Source organism: Stenotrophomonas hibiscicola ATCC 19867 (assembly GCF_000382065.1).
GTDB lineage: Bacteria > Pseudomonadota > Gammaproteobacteria > Xanthomonadales > Xanthomonadaceae > Stenotrophomonas > Stenotrophomonas hibiscicola.
Map to the genome: position 1 here is coordinate 582,810 of NZ_KB907499.1, position 14,470 is coordinate 597,279.

General features: G+C 67.5%; 13 protein-coding genes. 6 read left to right on the plus strand and 7 right to left on the minus strand.

Features of this window, described 5'->3' with window-relative positions; all coding sequences use genetic code 11:
- Position 1: 1 nt before the first annotated feature.
- Positions 2-2,125: a methyl-accepting chemotaxis protein gene (locus tag G370_RS0107460; RefSeq protein ID WP_019660033.1), complete on the minus strand. Its 2,124-nt coding sequence runs from the start codon at positions 2,123-2,125 to the stop codon at positions 2-4.
- A 234-nt stretch (positions 2,126-2,359) separates the two neighbouring features.
- Here G370_RS0107460 and G370_RS0107465 point away from each other — a divergent pair, with 234 nt between their 5' ends.
- The gene (locus G370_RS0107465) at positions 2,360-3,322 is read left to right on the plus strand and encodes a L,D-transpeptidase family protein (protein ID WP_019660034.1); all 963 of its coding nucleotides are present in this window, start codon (positions 2,360-2,362) and stop codon (positions 3,320-3,322) included.
- 4 nt (positions 3,323-3,326) lie between these two features.
- A complete protein-coding gene (locus tag G370_RS0107470; protein ID WP_019660035.1) occupies positions 3,327-3,983 on the plus strand; it encodes a M23 family metallopeptidase in 657 nt (218 codons plus the stop codon).
- 187 nt (positions 3,984-4,170) lie between these two features.
- Here G370_RS0107470 and G370_RS0107475 read toward each other — a convergent pair whose 3' ends face one another.
- The 4 genes from G370_RS0107475 to hflK form a co-directional block, all read right to left on the minus strand.
- Positions 4,171-5,463, minus strand: a complete 1,293-nt coding sequence (locus G370_RS0107475) for an adenylosuccinate synthase (protein ID WP_019660036.1) — start codon at positions 5,461-5,463, stop codon at positions 4,171-4,173.
- A gap of 293 nt (positions 5,464-5,756) precedes the next feature.
- Complete coding sequence (locus G370_RS0107480; RefSeq protein ID WP_005414170.1) at positions 5,757-5,942, minus strand: DUF2065 domain-containing protein; 186 nt, start codon at positions 5,940-5,942, stop codon at positions 5,757-5,759.
- Positions 5,943-6,009: 67 nt separating this feature from the next.
- A complete protein-coding gene (gene hflC, locus G370_RS0107485) occupies positions 6,010-6,873 on the minus strand; it encodes a protease modulator HflC (protein WP_019660037.1) in 864 nt (287 codons plus the stop codon).
- The gene (gene hflK, locus G370_RS0107490) at positions 6,870-8,003 is read right to left on the minus strand and encodes an FtsH protease activity modulator HflK (protein ID WP_005410642.1); all 1,134 of its coding nucleotides are present in this window, start codon (positions 8,001-8,003) and stop codon (positions 6,870-6,872) included. The genes hflC and hflK overlap by 4 nt, the downstream gene beginning before the upstream one ends.
- 153 nt (positions 8,004-8,156) lie before the next feature.
- On the opposite strand from hflK, the gene G370_RS0107495 reads away from it, so the two are divergent.
- Positions 8,157-9,152 (plus strand): YhdH/YhfP family quinone oxidoreductase, encoded by a 996-nt coding sequence (locus tag G370_RS0107495; RefSeq protein WP_005410643.1) that lies wholly within the window; start codon positions 8,157-8,159, stop codon positions 9,150-9,152.
- Positions 9,153-9,240: 88 nt separating this feature from the next.
- Complete coding sequence (pilH, locus tag G370_RS0107500) at positions 9,241-9,612, plus strand: twitching motility response regulator PilH (protein ID WP_005410644.1); 372 nt, start codon at positions 9,241-9,243, stop codon at positions 9,610-9,612.
- 48 nt (positions 9,613-9,660) lie between these two features.
- Here the strand turns inward: pilH and G370_RS0107505 are convergent, their stop codons facing one another.
- Positions 9,661-10,554 carry a DnaJ C-terminal domain-containing protein gene (locus G370_RS0107505; protein WP_019660038.1) on the minus strand — a complete coding sequence of 298 codons (894 nt, stop codon included), beginning with the start codon at positions 10,552-10,554 and terminating at the stop codon, positions 9,661-9,663.
- 260 nt (positions 10,555-10,814) lie between these two features.
- Here G370_RS0107505 and G370_RS0107510 point away from each other — a divergent pair, with 260 nt between their 5' ends.
- Positions 10,815-11,297, plus strand: a complete 483-nt coding sequence (locus tag G370_RS0107510; RefSeq protein WP_005410646.1) for a peroxiredoxin — start codon at positions 10,815-10,817, stop codon at positions 11,295-11,297.
- Positions 11,298-11,326: 29 nt separating this feature from the next.
- The gene (locus G370_RS0107515) at positions 11,327-11,902 is read left to right on the plus strand and encodes a ferritin-like domain-containing protein (RefSeq protein ID WP_019660039.1); all 576 of its coding nucleotides are present in this window, start codon (positions 11,327-11,329) and stop codon (positions 11,900-11,902) included.
- Positions 11,903-12,055: 153 nt separating this feature from the next.
- Here the strand turns inward: G370_RS0107515 and pbpC are convergent, their stop codons facing one another.
- A complete protein-coding gene (pbpC, locus tag G370_RS0107520; RefSeq protein WP_019660040.1) occupies positions 12,056-14,437 on the minus strand; it encodes a penicillin-binding protein 1C in 2,382 nt (793 codons plus the stop codon).
- Positions 14,438-14,470: the final 33 nt, after the last annotated feature.

The window sequence follows — 14,470 nt, forward strand, 5'->3', positions numbered from 1 at the left end:
CTCAGGCTGCGCGACGGGGCGCAGCGGAGACCGCCGCGCCTTCCATCTTGAATACCGCCATCGACGTGGTCAGTGCATGCGCCTGTTCCTCCAGCGCGCGGCTGGCGGCAGTGGCTTCTTCCACCAGCGCAGCGTTCTGCTGGGTCACCTGGTCCATCTGCACCACCACTTGGTTGACCTGCTCGATGCCGGCGGCCTGTTCCTTGCTGGCCGCTGCGATGTCGCTCATCAGCTGCGTGGTGCGCGAGCTGGCCTGGGCCACGCGGGCGATCGCGGCTTCCGATTCAACAGTGACGGCCAGGCCACTCTTCACCTTTGCAGCGGCGTCTTCGATCAGCTCCTTGATTTCCTTGGCGGCGACACCGGCACGCTGCGCGAGCGTACGCACCTCGCTGGCGACCACCGCAAAGCCACGCCCCTGCTCGCCCGCGCGCGCGGCTTCCACTGCAGCATTCAGCGCCAGGATGTTGGTCTGGAACGCGATGCCGTCGATCACCGTGGAGATTTCCGAGATGCGTGCCGAGGACTGATCAATCTCGCCCATCACCGATGCCATCTGTGCCATCGCCTGCTCGGTCTCGCGCACGGCGGCGCCGGCAGCGTGCGCTTCGCTGTCGGCCTGACGCGCCAGTTCGGCGTTCTGGCGTACGGTGGAGGTCAGCTCCTCCATCGACGCGGCCGCTTCTTCCAGATTGGCCGCCTGCTGCTCGGTTCGGCGCGACAGGTCGTTGTTGCCAGCGGCCAGTTCCTGCGCCGCGTTGTTGATGCTGTCGGCAGCCACCTGGATGCCGCGGACGATGCCGGTCAGCTGCGCGGTGGTGGTGTTGGCATCGTCGCGCATGCGCGCGAACACGCCTTCGTACTCGCCCTCCATGCGTGCGGTCAGGTCGCCATGCGAGATCGCGCGCAGCACGTCGGAAACATCGGCGATGCTGGCCTGCGAACTGGCCATCATGCCGTTGAGGTGCTCGACCATCGTCTTGAACTGGTACTGGAAGGCCCCGGCATCGCCACGCATGCTGAAATCGCCGGCGCGTGCGGCACGGGCCAGTTCATCGATCTGCGCGTTGATCGCCATCAGGCTCTGCTTCACCGCGGCCAGGGTGCGGGTCAACGTGCCCTTTTCGCCCGGGTAGTCCGGCAGGTCGCGGCTGAGGTCACCGATGGCGTAACGCTGCATTACTTCAGCCATCAGCAGTTCCACCTGCACGTGCGATTCGACCAGGCTGTTGGTGGCCTGCACCATGCGGCCGAAATCGCCGGGGAACGCACTGGCGTCCATGCGATAGCGGATTGCGCCGGCCTCGTGCTGTTCCGCCATCTGCAACTGCGCGCCGATCGCCGCCTGCACACTCTGGCGCACGCTGGCCATCGCCTCACCCAGCTGGGTCAGCTCGTCGCGGCCACCGAGGCGGAACTCCTGGTCCAGCTGCCCCTTGGACAGGCGCTCGGCCAGGTTCACCGCGCGCGCCAGCGGACCGGTCAGGCTGCGGCCGATCATCACCGAGGCGCCGATGCCAGCAAGCAGCGCAACGCCGCCCAGCACCAGCAACTGCAGCAGGCTGCGCTCGCCCAGGCGGATCGCCTCCGCGGCAGCCTCACGGCTTTCCTTCTCCTCGAAGTCCACGCCATCGGACAGCGCCTTGTTCCAGCCGTTGGCGGCGTCCTGCACCGGGCCCAGGGTCAGCGCCACGGCACCGGGATAATCGCCCTGCTCCATCAGTTCGCTGGTCTGCTTGTTGAGCGGGCGAGCAACGGCTCGCTTGGCGGCGATGGTTTCAGCGATGGCCTTGCCTTCGGCGTCACTGGGCAGCGCCTGGTAGGCGCTCCAGCTGGCCTCGTAGCGCTTGACGAGATCAGCAATGCGCTTCTCGTCGCTGGTGCGATGATCACCCTGGCGGATCAGCATCTCGCGGCGCACCACCATCATCTGGTTGTTGGCATCAAGCATCTGCGACAACAGGCGCACCTTGGCCACGCTGACGTCGACCACCTGCTGCATCGCGCGCTTCTGCACGACACTGGCAGTGGCGCCGGTGGCCACCACGGCGGCAACCAGCAGCAGCAACAGGCCAAAGCCCAGCCCAAGACGCCAGGCAACCCTGACGTTCCTCAAGTAGTTCATGGGGGTATCCAAAACGGGGGGATGCGCCCTTATCGGCGGCACGGCAGGCAATCTTGATCGCCATCCACCAATGGCGTCGGCCACTGTTCACCTTGGTGAGTCGCCGTCCCAGTGGCACCTGCCGGTGCAAACCGGCCGCAATGACATGCCTGCTCATGCGGGCATCAGATCCCTTTCACGGTGGCTCGGCGCCGTCTGCGGGCAAGGTGGTGGCGTTCCCTGCTGGAGTCCCCGATGCCGTTACCCATGCCCCGATCCGCCCTGCTCGCTCTCTCGCTGCTGGCATCACCTGCCTTCGCGCAGGCGCCGCCGCCTGGCCTGCCTGCCCCCATTGCCGAGAAGGCAGGACCGGACACCGCACCCCGCTCTGTCCTGCACGCCCAGGTGCTGCTGGATCGCGCGAATTTTTCCCCCGGCCAGATCGATGGCGAAGTGGGCAGCAACCAGCGGCGCGCGGTGTCGGGCTTCCAGGCGGCGCATGGGCTGAGCGTAACGGGTGAACTGGATGACGCTACCTGGAAGGCCCTGCAGGCCGACACGATCACGCCGCTGGCAAGCTACACGCTCACGGCTGAAGATGTTGCCGGCCCGTTCCAGGCCATACCGAAAGGGCCCGCCGCACAGGCCAAGCTGAAGTCGCTGGGCTTCAGCAGCGTCGAAGAAGGCCTGGGCGAGCGCTTCCACGCCTCCCCTGAGCTGCTGAAGGCACTCAATCCCGGCGTCGATCTGGCCAAGGCCGGCAGCCGCATCCAGGTGCCCAACATCGGAACGGGGGACTTGCCGAAGGCGGCGAAGATCGTGGTCGACAAGTCCGACTCCACACTTCAATTGCTGGATGCGCAGGGCAAAGTGATCGCACAGGTGCCTGTCTCATCCGGCAGCCAGCACGATCCGCTGCCGATCGGCGAATGGAAGATTCTCGGCGTGTATCGCGACCCGCCGTTCCACTACAACCCGAAGCTGTTCTGGGATGCGCGCAAGGGCGAAAAGAAGGCGACGCTGCCGCCGGGCCCGAACAATCCGGTCGGGCGGGTCTGGATCGACCTGTCCAAGCCGCACTACGGCCTGCATGGCACACCCGAACCCGGCCACGTCGGCAAGACAGAATCGCATGGCTGCGTGCGCATGACCAACTGGGATGCGCTGCGTGTGGCCGATGCGGTGGATACCTCGGTACCCGTGGTGATGCAGGAGTGAGCCGATGCGTCTTTCGCAGCTGATCGTGCTGGGCGTTCTGCTGGGGCTGAGTGCAGGCTGGTGGCTGCACCACGATGCGGGTGAGCCGGCGGCGGTTTCCCCGCCCGCAGTGCAACCTGCGGTGGCTGCGGTTGCAACGCCGCGCGTAGGCGCTCCGGCTCCCACGGCCGTGTCGCCGTCCAGCGCCACCAATGCGCCAACCGGCCTGCTGCTGCCGGTGCAGGGCATCCAGGCGTCGCAGCTGCACGACACCTTCACCGATGCGCGCAGCGAGGGCCGGGTGCACGATGCCATCGACATCATGGCCGATGCGGGTACTCCGGTACTCGCGGTGGCCGACGGCACGGTGGAGAAGCTGTTCGACAGCAAGCGCGGTGGGCTGACCATCTACCAGTTCGAGCCCAGCGGACGCTGGTGCTACTACTACGCGCACCTGCAGCGCTATGCCGATGGCCTGAGCGAAAAGCAGGTGATCAAACGCGGGGATGTGATTGGTTATGTGGGCAGCACCGGAAATGCCAGCGCGGAGGCCCCGCACCTGCATTTCGAAGTACACGTACTGGGGCCGGAGAAGCAGTGGTGGAAGGGGGAATCGATCAATCCGTATCCGCTGCTGAAATCGGCTGCTTCGACGCCCGGCGCTGCCAGCGCCGCAAGGTGAACGTGAACACCGCCAAGGCAGCCCCTGGAACCAGCACGAACAGAACCGTCTCGCCTTTCACGCTGACATGCTGGTCATCGCGTCGCTTCCCCGCTGGCCTGCCCACACGGTAATGAAGAAGCCCCGCTTTCGCGGGGCTTTTTCTTTCAGCGACGCCGGGCGTGGCCCGGCGCTACCAGTCACGCCCTCAGGCGAACGGATCCTGCAGCACCATGGTGTGGTCGCGGTCCGGGCCGGTGGAGACGATGCTGATCGGGCAGCCGGCCAGCTCTTCCAGCGAACGCAGGTAGGCGCGTGCGGCCGGCGGCAGGTCGTCCCACTGGGTGATGCCGTGGGTGTTCTCGCTCCAGCCCGGGAACTCCAGGTACACCGGGGTGCATTCTTCCCAGCCCTGCGCGTCCAGCGGCGCGTACTCGGTGCGCTTGCCGTTGTATTCGTAGGCGATGCAGACCTTCAGCTTTTCCATGCCGTCCAGCACGTCCAGCTTGGTGATGCACAGGCCGCTGATGCCGTTGATGGCCACGGCGCGCTTCAGCGCGACGATGTCCATCCAGCCGCAGCGACGCGGGCGGCCGGTCGAAGCGCCGTACTCGGCGCCGCGGTCACGGATGCCCTGGCCGACTTCGTCGTCCAGTTCGGTCGGGAACGGGCCGCCGCCGACGCGGGTGGCGTACGCCTTGGCAATGCCCAGCACGTAGTCGATCGAATCGGCGCCGACGCCGGAACCGGCCAGCGCACCACCGACGGTGGTGTTGGAGCTGGTGACGTACGGGTAGGTGCCGTGATCGATGTCCAGCAGCGCACCCTGCGCGCCTTCGAACAGCACGCGCTTACCCTGCTTGCGCAGGTCGTGCAGGATGCCGGCCACGTCGGACTTCATCGGCTGCACGTATTCGCCGAAGGCCAGCGCCTCGTCGAAGGTCTTCTGGAAGTCGACCGCATCGGTGTTCAGATACTTGGTCAGCACGAAGTTGTGGTAGTCCAGCGCAGTGCGCAGCAGTTCTTCCAGCTGCTTCGGGTAGTGCAGGTCGGCGATGCGGATGCCGCGGCGCGCCACCTTGTCTTCGTAGGCCGGGCCGATGCCACGGCCGGTGGTGCCGATTGCCTTGCCACCGGCAGCGCGCTCGCGCGCCTGGTCCAGGGCGATGTGGTACGGCATGATCAGCGGCGCGGCCGGGGAGATCTTCAGGCGCGAACGCACTTCCACGCCGGAGCCTTCCAGCTCGGCGATTTCCTTCTGCAGCGCGGCCGGCGAGATCACCACGCCATTGCCGATCAGGCACAGCGCGTCGTCACGCAGGATGCCCGACGGGATCAGGTGCAGGACGGTCTTCTTGCCGTTGATGACCAGGGTGTGGCCTGCATTGTGGCCGCCCTGGAAGCGCACGACGGCGCCGATTTCCTCAGTGAGCAGATCGACGATCTTGCCCTTGCCTTCATCGCCCCACTGGGCACCCAACACTACGACAGACTGACCCATGACGGGCTCCTCGATTTGTAGCGGCCATCGGGGCCGCGGACGGGTAAACCGTGGCGGGGCTGGCCAGCACCTGGAGGGCGGCTCCAAACGGGGAGCGGCCGACGATGGAAGGCCCAGACACGGAAAAAGCCGGACGGGGAGGCCCGTCCGGCTTTTGTGCATTATCCGGGTTTCCGGGGTCGGGTGCCACCTTTCCGACGGACGGCTTCACCGGCCGGTCAGCCGCCCCGCCCGGTCGTGCCGGCCGTTGGCCGGCAATCCCGGGTTGCCGGCCAGCGGCCGGCACTACCCTCTCAATGCCGCACCCACCACAGCAGGCTCAGGCCGGCCAGCAGCACCAGCCCGCCGAAGCTGCGCAGGGCCGGGCTGGGCAGGTCCAGCAGGCGTTCGGCCATGCGCTTCCAGGCGAACGGGGCGACGAACAGGAACAGGCCTTCCAGCACCGCGACCAGGCAGACGGCGGCAAACAGATCTTTCATCGGGAACTCCGGAAAAGGCACGGGGCCCGGCGTCTGGCCGGGCCCCGTGGGGTACTGCCCTGCGACCTCAGCGGTCGTTCTTCAGGTACTGCAGGAACGGGTCGTTCTTGTCGAGCACGATCACGCCATTGCCGTCGGTCATGGAGCCACGGTAGGCCTCCAGGCTGCGGTAGAAGGCGTAGAACGACGGATCAGCCGAGCCGGCCTTGCCGTAGATGCGGGCCGCCTCGGCATCGCCTTCACCGCGCAGGCGCTGTGCATCACGCTCGGCCTCGGCGATCAGCACGGTGCTGTCGCGGTCGGCCTGGGCACGGATGGTCAGCGACTGCTCCTCGCCCTCTGCACGCAGCTTGGCCGCTTCCTGCTTGCGCTGGGCGCGCATGCGCTCGTACACGTCGTTGATCACCTGGCTGTCGGTCGGCAGGTCCACCTGCTTGATGCGCAGGTCGATCATCTGCATGCCCAGGCCAGCCACCGCTTCGTTGATGCCCTTCAGCTGCTCGGCGATCAGCTCGCTGCGGTCGCCGGACACCAGCTGCTGCAGGGTGCGCGAGTTGATCTGGTTGCGCAGCGAGTCGGTGATGATCGGCGCCAGGCGGGCGTTGGCCACACGCGGGTCGCCGCCGGTGGCACGGAAGTAGTCACCCACGTTGGAGATGTAGCCGATGGCGAAGAAGTCGACGCTGACGTCCTTCTGCTCGGCGGTGAAGTAGCGCGCCGGCGCAGTGTCGAGCACCTGGAAGCGGCGGTCGAAGACCTTCACCGTTTCCACCACCGGCACCTTGAAGTGCAGGCCCGGCTTGATGTCCGAACGCACCACCTTGCCCAGGTTCAGCACCATGGCGGTCTGGTCCTCACGGACCACGTACACCGAGCCGAGCAGGCCCAGCACCACCGCCACGATCACGGCGATCCAGATAGGACTCTTCATCGGCTGCCCTCCTCACGGCCGCTCGGTCGCCCGGTCGGGCGGCCCACCGGCCGGCCCGGATCACGGGAAGCTTCCGCCGCTGCACCCGGCAGCGACGGCATCACCACGTCCGGGTTGGCCACTGCGGCCGGAGCCGACGTGCTGGGACGGGTATCGCCGGTCATCGGCACGTAGATCAGCTGGCGGCCATCGCCACCGATCACCTTGCGGTTCTCGCTCAGCACCTGCTGCACGGTCTCCAGCCACAGGCGCTTGCGGGTCACTTCCGGAGCGTCCTTGTACTGGGCCTGCAACAGGCTGAAGCGCTGCGCGTCACCCTCGGCCTTGGACACCACGGCCTGCTTGTAGCCTTCGGCGGTGGTACGGGCGCGCGAGGCCTGGCCCCGGGCTTCCGGCACGACCTTGGCGGCATAGGCCTGGGCCTCGTTGATCAGGCGTTCCTTGACCTGCTGGGCACCGTTGACCTCGTCGAAGGCCGGCTTCACTTCCTCCGGCGGACGGGCGTCCTGCAGGGTCAGGCCGGTCACGGTCAGGCCGGTCTTGAACGCCTTCAGCAGCGCCTGCAGGCGCTCCTCGGCGGCGACGGCCAGCGGACCACGGTTGTTCAGCACGGCGTTGAGGTCGGCGCGGCCAACTTCCTCGCGCACGGCGCTCTGCGCCGACTGCTCCAGCACCTGGTTGGCATCCACGGTGCCGAACAGGTATTGCTGCGGGTCGTCGATGCGGTACTGGACGTTCAGCGAGACGTTGACGATGTTCTCGTCGCGGGTCAGCACCGGCACCTGGATCGAGAACGTCTTGATCTCGGTGGCATTGACCTTGGTGACCGATTCGATCGGCCAGGGCAGCTTGAAGTTCGGGCCGGGCTGCAGGATGCGCGAGAACTGGCCGAAGCGCAGCACCACACCGCGCTGCTGTTCGCCGATCAGCTGGAAGCTGGAGAACAGCACCAGCAGCACCACGGCTGCCACCACCCAACGCACGATGCCGCCGTCGAACAGGTCCTTCAGCGGCCCGGGCAAACCGCCCCAGCCACCACCATTGCCACCGCCGCGTGACCCGAACGGCCCGCGTCGATTGTCCTCGGGGCCTTGTCCGCCCTTGTTGCCGCCGGGTGTATTCCAGGCCATGCACGCTCCATCAAGATTTGGGCTGCGGCGCGGGCCCTTCCCGCACCGCCAGCCGTGAAACCATCACCGATCATACAAGATGGGGCGGATCGGCAGGATCGAAAGGGGGGCAACGGGGTAAGGTGGCGTTTTCCTCGAAGTCAGGCAACGCCGATGGCCCCCACCACCCCGTTCACCGCCTTCCGCATCGAAAACGACGACGCCGGCTATCGCAGCGGCCTGGTCCGGCTCGGGGTCGACGACCTCAACCCCGGCCAGGTGCTGATCCGCGCCCACTGGTCCTCGGTCAACTACAAGGACGCGCTGGCCGGTACTGGAAAAGGGAAGATCCTGCGCCGCTTCCCGCTGGTGGGCGGCATCGATGTGGCCGGCACCGTGGTCGCCAGCACCGACCCGGACTGGCGTGAAGGCGACGCGGTGCTGGCCACCGGCTGCGGCCTCAGCGAGACCCGCGACGGCGGCTACAGCCAGTACGTGCGGCTGGAATCGCGCGCGGTGATCGCCCAGCCGGCCGGGCTGACCCCACGCGAGGCGATGGTGCTGGGCACCGCCGGCTTCACTGCGGCGCTGGCCCTGCTGCGCATGCAGGACAACCGGCAGACCCCGGAACTCGGCCCGCTGGCGGTCACTGGTGCCAGCGGCGGTGTCGGTGCGCTGGCGCTGTCCATCTTCAGCCGTGCCGGCTACAGCGTGCACGCGGTCAGCGGCAAGCCGGACCAGGCAGGATTCCTGCGCAGCATCGGCGCCACCGAGGTACTGCCGCGCGACGCGCTGGCCGACACCGGCGCGCTGCAGTCGGCCCGCTTCGGGGGTGGCCTCGATAATGCCGGAGGCGACATGCTGGCCAGCCTGCTGGCGCAGACCGTGCCCTACGGCAGCGTCGTCAGTGCCGGCCTGGCAGCCAGTCCGACGCTGGACATGACGGTGATGCCGTTCATCCTGCGCGGTGTCTCGCTGCTGGGCGTGTCCTCGGCCAATGCGCCACGCGGACTGCGTGAGGAAGTGTGGTCGCGGCTGGGTAGTGACTGGAAGCCGCAGCACCTGGACCGCATCTGCACCGCCGAAGTCGGCCTCGATGGCCTTCCTGCCGTATTCGAACGGATGCTGGCGGGCGGTTCGCTGGGTCGCACCGTGGTACGGATCGACTGAACGTCGCAGGCGGGCGACGGACGGCAGACGCGGCCCTCCCGCCGGTAATGGGCCCGCACTACACTGCGGGCATTACATGGGGAACAACATGGCACGCATTCTGATCGTCGACGACTCACCGTCGCAGCTGTTGGGGATACAGCGCATCGTCGAGAAGCTCGGGCACCAGATCCTGACCGCCACCGATGGCGCCGCCGGGGTCGAAACCGCCAAGGCCGAGCTGCCCGACCTGGTCCTGATGGACGTGGTGATGCCCAACCTCAATGGCTTCCAGGCCACCCGCACCCTCGCCCGCGACGAGGCGACCCGGCACATTCCGGTGATCCTGGTGACCACCAAGGACCAGGACACCGACCGCATGTGGGGCATGCGCCAGGGCGCCAAGGCCTACATCACCAAGCCGTTCTCGGAAGATGAACTGTCCGAGGTGCTGGAACGGGTGTTCGCCGGGCAGGGCTGAACCATTCTGGTGGGTGTGGACCGAGGTCCACACCCACCAGAATCGATCTCAGATCGTTTCGCCGAACGCCTTGGCCAGATTGCGGTACGCCTTCTTCTGCGCCTCATCGGTCGCAGCCGGGGCCACGATCTCGATTTCGACGATCTGGTCGCCGTCCGGGCTGCCCGGCAGGCCACGGCCACGCAGGCGCAGCTTGCGGCCGGCATCGGAATCGGCCGGAATCTTGAGTTCCACCGCACCACCCAGGGTCGGCACGCTGATGCTGGTGCCCAGCGCGGCCTGCCACGGCGTGAGCGGCAGCGTATAGAGGATGTTGCGACCATCGACCTCGAACTGCGGGTGGGCGGCGTATTCCACCTCCAGCAGCAGATTGCCGCCATGGTTGCCCTGCCCTGCCAGGCGGATCACCTGGCCCGGGCGGATGCCCTTGGGCACGCGCACGTCCAGCTGCTTGCCGTTGACGGTGATGCGCAGGCTGTCGCCGCTGTAGGCCGCTTCCAGTGGCACCGACAGCTTGGCGCGGGTATCGCGGTTGGGCGCATGGCCCTGGCTGCTGAAGCCCGGACCGGCCCCCGCGCCCGCTCCACCGCGCTGGCGCGCGAACAGGCTTTCGAAGAAGTCGCTGAAGCCGCCGTTGGGGCCGCCGCCACCGAACACTTCCTCGAAATTGAAACCACCGGCGCCGCCGTAGTTCGGCGGTACGTTGAACTCCTCGCCCGGGCGATAGCCCTGCGCGCGCAGCTGGTCGTAGGCCGCGCGCTTTTCCGGATCACGCAGCGCCTCGTAGGCCTCGTTGACCGCCTTGAACTTGTCTTCGGCCCCGGCCTCCTTGCTGACGTCCGGGTGGTACTTGCGTGCCAGCCGGCGGTAGGCGGTCTTGATCTCCGCCTCGCCCGCGCTCGGTTCCACCCCCAGGGTGGCGTAGTAATCCTTGAATTCCATCCAGCTACCTCGATTCGCTTCGGCCGCGCCGGTGGCGCCGCCCCGGGTTCATTCTACGCGCCTGCGAGGGTACGCCGCCCCTCGTGCGGCCCCGGTGAGGCCGACTGATCCTGCGCAATGCGGCTGCCATCCCCGTGCGCCACGCTGTGGCTGGAAGCCCCTGCCACAAAGCCGGAAGATGGAGCCTGCACACCGGGTTTCCAATGTCTTGACGCCCCTCTCCCATCCGGCCCACTAGCCTGCCCCAGCAAGGAGTTCCCATGACCATCCATGTCGGCGACCGCATTCCGGAAGTGACCCTCAAGCGCATCCGCGAGGGCATTGAAACGCTTGATACGCATTCGTTGTTCGATGCGCGCAAGGTGGTGCTGTTCGCCGTGCCCGGCGCGTTCACCCCGACGTGCTCGGCACGTCACCTTCCCGGCTACGTCGAAAAGTTCGAGGCCTTCCGCCAGCGCGGCATCGACGTCTACTGCATGGCCGTCAACGACCCGTTCGTGATGAAGGCCTGGGCCGCCGACCAGAGCGTGCCCGACGGCCTTCTGATGCTGTCCGACGGCAATGCCGAGCTGACCCGCGCCCTGGGTCTGGAGCTTGATGCGAGCGCGTCGGGCATGGGAATCCGCTCGCGTCGTTTTGCCCTGTACGTCGACGACGGCGTAGTTCGAGAGGCCTGGGTTGAACAGCCCGGCCAGTTCGAAGTGTCTTCGGCCGAGTACGTGCTGGAGCATCTCCCCACCTGATTCCCCACCGCAGAAGGAAACGGCCAGCCATGTCCACGCAGCCAGCCAAAGCCAGCAAGCCCGCCGCGGAAATTGCCGGCATCAGCGACCGCAAGACCCTGCGCGAACGCGCCCGGCGCAACATCGAAGATGGTGCGATCACCGACAGCTACAGCGCTGACCGCGAGGTGGTGATCAAGCTGCTCAACGACGCACTGGCCACCGAGTACGTCTGCGTTCTGCGCTACTACCGGCACTACTTCATGGCCAAGGGCATGCTGGCCGACGCGGTGAAAGCCGAGTTCCTCGAGCATGCACAGCAGGAGCAGGCGCATGCCGGCAAGCTGGCCGAGCGCATCGTCCAGCTGGGCGGCGAGCCGGATCTCAACCCGGATACGCTGACCGCGCGTTCGCACGCCGAATACAAGGAAGGCAGCGACCTGCGCGACATGGTGCGCGAGAACCTGGTGGCCGAGCGCATCGCCATCGACAGCTATCGCGAGATGATCAACTTCATCGGTGACCGCGATACCACCACCAAGCGCATCCTTGAAGAGATCCTGGCGCAGGAAGAAGAGCACGCCGACGAGTTCGCCGACCTGCTGGACGGGTGGATCGGGGAGTAATCGCTACGCCACGCGATCGCTGCCATCTACGGCGTTGTAGAGCCGAGCCCATGCTCGGCTGACCGCTGCACGCACGTCGCAGGAGCAGCCGAGCATGGGCTCGGCTCTACAGCAGCGTGACAACATGCGGGAAGTGCCATCCAAGGTCGGCATCTAGCGCAGGACGTTGAACCGCACCTGCGTCCAGGCGCCGTCGGCTGCCAACGCAGTCAGGGTGTGCGTGCCGGGTTCGGCGAACTCTCGCTGCATCAGCTGCGCGCCGTGGGTCTGTGCAATCCAGCGTCCATCCAGCAGCCACTCCACCGCCTGCTCGCTGCCCAGCGCGCGCAGCTGCAGGCGTACGCCATGTTCCGAATTCGGCGCGCGCGCCAGCGTGGCGCCATCGTTGAGCCCATCGATGTGCAGCGCAACGCTGGCCTCGCGGCCATCATCACGGCAGTCCGGCGACAGCGCCGGCAGCTGCGAGGCTTCGCGCGTGGCCTTGGACAGCCATGGCGACAGCAACGCTGGCCAGCGCGCGATCTCGCGCGCGACTTCTTCGTGCGGCAAGCGGCAATCGGCTGACACGCGCAGACCGGTACGCGCATCGGCAAGGTAGCGCTGCCGACCTGGTTGCCAGCGCCGTGCCTCGCGTTCGGGGAAGGTCGGCGGTGCGGCGCCATCAAGCAGGTAAGCCGGCATCCTGCGCTGGCAGAGTGCCGTGGGCAGCCCCTCGGCACGTTCGCCGGTGGGCCAGCAGATGTCTTCCTGGCTGACGCTGGCCGGCATCGGCGCAGCGGCCGAGTCACCGCGCTGGCGCGGCAGGCTGTCCACCACCTCGAACATCAGCGGCAGCGCGGTCACCGCGCCGTACTGGCCCGGTAGCGGTGTGCCGTCCGGCCGGCCCACCCACACGCCCACGGTGTAGTGGCGGGTACTGCCGATCGCCCACGCATCGCGGTACCCGTAGCTGGTGCCGGTCTTCCACGCCACGCGCGGGCGGCCACCGACATCGAACGTCCCGACGCTGTACCCCGGCCGCGGATTCGATTCCAGCATCTCGCGCACGATCCAGCTGGCGCCGGGCGAAGCGAGGCGCCGCTCGATCATCGGCTCGTCATCGGTGTAGCGCACGCGCCCGGCGATGCCGTTGCGGTTGAGCGCGGCGAACGCGCCGACCAGGTCTTCCAACCGCGCGCCGGTGCCGCCCAGGATCAGCGACAGATTGGGCGTACTGCCTGGCGGGAAGCGCAGCTGGATGCCCGCGTGCGACAGACGTGCAGCGAAGCGCGCGGCGCCGACCCGCTGCAGCAGGTCCACCGAGGGCACGTTCAGTGACAACCGCAAAGCGCTGGACGCGCCGATCGGCCCGTTGAAGGCCATGTCGAAGTTGCCGGGGCGGTAGCTGCCGAAACTCTGCGGCGCATCGACCAGCAGGCTTTCCGAATGGATCAGGCCATCATCCAGCGCCATCGCATACAGGAACGGCTTGAGCGTGGAGCCCGGCGAGCGCCAGGCCTGCACCATGTCCACGTGGCCGAGCCGCTGGCGGTCGCCGAAGGCCAGCGTGCCGACATAGGCACGCGCCTGCAGGGTCTGGTTGTCGACCACCAGCAGCGCGGCCGAGGTGCGCTCGGGCAGCGTCGAGAAATAGCTGGCCACGCGTTCCTCCAGCGTGCGCTGCAGGCCGATGTCGATGCTGCTCTGGATGCGTGCCCGGCCCGGATGCGCCGAATGCAGGCGCTGCGCCAGCAACGCGGCGTGCAGCGGCGGCCGCAGCGAGCGCGCCACCACGTTCTCGATGCGCGCATCATCCACCTCTTCGGCTGTCCACGCGCCCAGCTCGGCCATGCGTGACAACACCTTGTCGCGTGCCTTCTGTGCCGCTTCCGGGTGGCGGTCCGGGCGCAGCCGGCTCGGCGCCTGCGGCAGCACCGCCAGCAACGCGGCCTCGGCATGTGACAGCTGCGCCGCCGGCTTGCCCAGATAGGCCCAGCTGGCCGCTTCCACGCCTTCGATGGTGCCGCCGTAGGGCGCGCGCTCCAGATACAGGGCCAGGATCTGCTGCTTGCTCAGGTGCACTTCCAGCTGCACCGCGCGCAGCATCTGCTTGAGTTTGCCCCAAGGCGTGCGCGAGTGCGGGTCGAGAATGCGCGCCACCTGCATGGTCAGGGTCGAACCGCCGGACACGATGCGGCCGCCGCGCAGCAGCTGGCCGCTGGCACGCAGCATCGCCACCGGGTTGATCCCCGGATGGCGCCAGAACCAGCGGTCTTCGTAGGTCAGCAACGCCTGCAGGTACAGCGGCGAGACGCTGTCGATCGAGGCAGGATAACGCCACACGCCCTCGGCATCGGCGAACGCACGCAGTGGCGTGCCGTCGGCGGCCACCACCAGAGTGCTGGTTTCGCGCTGCTTCGGCAGCGGGGGCGGGAAGGCGAAATCCAGCACCAGCAGCAGTGCCAGCGTGGCGGCCATGCCCCAACGCAGCCACGGCCACAGCGGCCGCCACCGGCGGCGCAGGGCCGCCAGCCGGGTCGTCATCGTGTTCTTCATTGCAGGTTGCCAGCAGGACGGGCCGCGCCGTCG

What these genes read in the sequence shown, in the direction of transcription:
- G370_RS0107460 (WP_019660033.1), bottom strand. Translation starts at nt 2,125, where the DNA reads ATGAACTACTTGAGGAACGTCAGGGTTGCCTGGCGTCTTGGGCTGGGC.
- G370_RS0107465 (WP_019660034.1), top strand. Translation starts at nt 2,360, where the DNA reads ATGCCGTTACCCATGCCCCGATCCGCCCTGCTCGCTCTCTCGCTGCTG.
- G370_RS0107470 (WP_019660035.1), top strand. Translation starts at nt 3,327, where the DNA reads ATGCGTCTTTCGCAGCTGATCGTGCTGGGCGTTCTGCTGGGGCTGAGT.
- G370_RS0107475 (WP_019660036.1), bottom strand. Translation starts at nt 5,463, where the DNA reads ATGGGTCAGTCTGTCGTAGTGTTGGGTGCCCAGTGGGGCGATGAAGGC.
- G370_RS0107480 (WP_005414170.1), bottom strand. Translation starts at nt 5,942, where the DNA reads ATGAAAGATCTGTTTGCCGCCGTCTGCCTGGTCGCGGTGCTGGAAGGC.
- hflC (WP_019660037.1), bottom strand. Translation starts at nt 6,873, where the DNA reads ATGAAGAGTCCTATCTGGATCGCCGTGATCGTGGCGGTGGTGCTGGGC.
- hflK (WP_005410642.1), bottom strand. Translation starts at nt 8,003, where the DNA reads ATGGCCTGGAATACACCCGGCGGCAACAAGGGCGGACAAGGCCCCGAG.
- G370_RS0107495 (WP_005410643.1), top strand. Translation starts at nt 8,157, where the DNA reads ATGGCCCCCACCACCCCGTTCACCGCCTTCCGCATCGAAAACGACGAC.
- pilH (WP_005410644.1), top strand. Translation starts at nt 9,241, where the DNA reads ATGGCACGCATTCTGATCGTCGACGACTCACCGTCGCAGCTGTTGGGG.
- G370_RS0107505 (WP_019660038.1), bottom strand. Translation starts at nt 10,554, where the DNA reads ATGGAATTCAAGGATTACTACGCCACCCTGGGGGTGGAACCGAGCGCG.
- G370_RS0107510 (WP_005410646.1), top strand. Translation starts at nt 10,815, where the DNA reads ATGACCATCCATGTCGGCGACCGCATTCCGGAAGTGACCCTCAAGCGC.
- G370_RS0107515 (WP_019660039.1), top strand. Translation starts at nt 11,327, where the DNA reads ATGTCCACGCAGCCAGCCAAAGCCAGCAAGCCCGCCGCGGAAATTGCC.
- pbpC (WP_019660040.1), bottom strand. Translation starts at nt 14,437, where the DNA reads ATGAAGAACACGATGACGACCCGGCTGGCGGCCCTGCGCCGCCGGTGG.